Here is a 583-nt window from a genome sequence, read left to right on the forward strand (position 1 = left end):
AAAAAGCGAAAACATTTTTAAACAGTCACATTTATCATTAATTACTGCCTAGCTTATCGGAATATATGATAAAAATGCATTAAAAATTCTCTTTCATATTAAAATGAACAATCTTCACAATAAATGGTTAGTACGATTACGACAACAAGTGTGACATTTTAATTAGTGATTAACACGCTATTTCTCATTCAGTCATAAACTGTCAAAATGTTAAAATGCCCGAGACATCAACGAATATCACAGGCATTTTGAAACTAAATATATCTAAAATTATTAAATTTTTACATGACGACTTCTAACTTTAAATTAAACAATGATGTACTAAATTAGCAACTAATTTAGCAGTTCTTTGATCTGAATCATACGTCGGATTCATTTCAGCTATACTTATAGATTTTACTTTTTCACTTGGAATGACCCGTTTAGCAAGTTCGAAAACTGTATGTGGATATATTCCTAGGACAGCTGGTGCACTGACTCCTGGTGCAAATGCACTATCTACTACATCCATGCAAATTGTGAACATAACCGTATCATGATTATGGATAAAACGTTCTATCATATCTTTAATGGGGGGAGATAC

1 protein-coding gene is annotated in these 583 nt (G+C 31.0%); it reads right to left on the reverse strand.

The features are described from left to right. Positions 1-301: 301 nt before the first annotated feature. Positions 302-583: arginase family protein (locus tag IE142_RS40135; RefSeq protein ID WP_191889486.1), on the reverse strand; the 282-nt coding region annotated here is incomplete at its 5' end.

The sequence above is a fragment of the Streptomyces mutabilis genome, assembly GCF_014649815.1.
GTDB classification, from domain to species: Bacteria; Actinomycetota; Actinomycetes; order Streptomycetales; family Streptomycetaceae; genus Streptomyces; species Streptomyces mutabilis.